Below are 1,640 nucleotides of genomic sequence, written 5' to 3' on the forward strand. Positions count from 1 at the left end.
CGAGGTCGACCGCAGGCCGGCGGACGTCGAGCATCCCGTCGATGGGCGCGAGCGGGTGCGCCACGACGTCGGCCTCGAGCAGGGCCTGCGTGCCGAGGCCGCACGCGAACGGGAGCTCGGGCAGGGCGGCCGCGAGGGCCAGCCCGGCCGCGAGGCCGATCGACGAGTCCACGGCGCTCGAGACGACGACCGGCAGGCCGATCTGCTCGGCGATGCTCAGGCAGGCCGCGACCCCGCCGAGCGGCGCGACCTTCAGCACGGCGACGTCGGCCGCTCCGAGCTCGGCGACTAGGAAGGGGTCGTCGGCCTTGCGGATCGACTCGTCGGCCGCGACGAGCACGTCGGTCTCCTGGCGCACGCGGGCCAGGTCCTCGACCGACGCGCAGGGCTGCTCGACGTACTCGAGCCCCACCTCGTCGTCGAGCGCGAGCACCGCGACGAGCGCCTCGCGCAGCCCCCAGGCGCCGTTGGCGTCGACGCGCAACCGCCCGTCGGGACCGAGCGCCTCACGCACCGCCGCGACCCGGGCGAGGTCCTCGGCCAGGTCCTGACCCTGCTCGGCGACCTTCACCTTGGCCGTGCGGCAGCCCGACGCGAGCACGATCTCGGCGGCCCGCTCGGGCGTGACGGCCGGCACGATGCAGTTGACGGGCACCTGCGCGCGGACCGGCTCGGGCCAGCCGAGCGTCGAGGCCTCGTGCGCCGCGGCCCACCAGTGGGCGGCCTCCGCGTCGTCGTACTCGACGAACGGCGCGAACTCGCCCCAGCCCGCCGGTCCCTCGACCAGCACGCCCTCGCGCCGGGTGATGCCGCGGAAGCGGTCGCGCAGCGGCAGGGAGTAGACGATCGGCATCACACCGACGAGCCTAGTCACCGCAGCGACCCTAGGCTCGAGACATGGCCACCATCGCAATCGTCGGAGGGGCGGGCCAGATCGCTCGCCTCGTTCATCCCAAGCTCATCCACTCAGGCCACCAGCCCCGAGCCCTCGTCCGCCGCCAGGAGCAGGCCGACGAGCTCGAGCAGGCAGGCGTCGACACCCGGCTCTTCGACCTCGAGAACGACGACGACGAGGCACTGCGCGCCGCGCTGGAGGGCGCCGACGCCGTCATCTTCGCGGCGGGTGGCGGGCCCGACGGCAACGCCGACCGCAAGCGCACGGTCGACCTCGAGGGCTCGATCCGGTCGGCCCAGGCCGCCGAGGCGCTCGGGATCGCCCGCTTCGTGCAGGTCTCGGCGATCGGTGTCGACGAGCCGCTCGGCGACGACGTCGAGCCGGTCTGGCGCGTGTACGTCGAGGCGAAGCGTGACGCCGACGACCACCTGCGCAAGACGTCGCTCTCGTGGACGATCCTGCGTCCGGGCAAGCTGACTGACGACGAGGGCACGGGTCACGTGGCCCTCGGTGCCGACGTCGCCCGCGGCGAGGTGACCCGCGACGACGTCGCCGCGGCGATCGCTGCGGTGGTCGACGACGGCCGCTCGGTGCGCCAGCAGTGGGACCTCGTCGGCGGCACCACCCCGATCCTCGAGGCCGTGGGCGAGGCCACCGCCGGCCAACCCCTCTGAACCACCCCTCGCGAGTGGATTCCCGCCCCCTCGCGAGTGGATTCCCGCCCTGCCGCGAGTGAGTTCCCGCC

Annotated in this window: 2 protein-coding genes; one reads left to right on the forward strand and one right to left on the reverse strand. The window is 74.2% G+C overall.

The window, feature by feature from the left end; translation table 11 throughout:
* Positions 1-853 (reverse strand): o-succinylbenzoate synthase (locus ABD127_RS10855; protein ID WP_344202610.1); only part of this gene is annotated, 853 nt, incomplete at its 3' end.
* A gap of 44 nt (positions 854-897) precedes the next feature.
* On the opposite strand from ABD127_RS10855, the gene ABD127_RS10860 reads away from it, so the two are divergent.
* Complete coding sequence (locus ABD127_RS10860; RefSeq protein ID WP_344201144.1) at positions 898-1,569, forward strand: SDR family oxidoreductase; 672 nt, start codon at positions 898-900, stop codon at positions 1,567-1,569.
* Positions 1,570-1,640: the final 71 nt, after the last annotated feature.

Origin of the sequence: Aeromicrobium alkaliterrae (assembly GCF_039529015.1) — a bacterium.
In the GTDB taxonomy this organism is placed as follows: Bacteria; Actinomycetota; Actinomycetes; order Propionibacteriales; family Nocardioidaceae; genus Aeromicrobium; species Aeromicrobium alkaliterrae.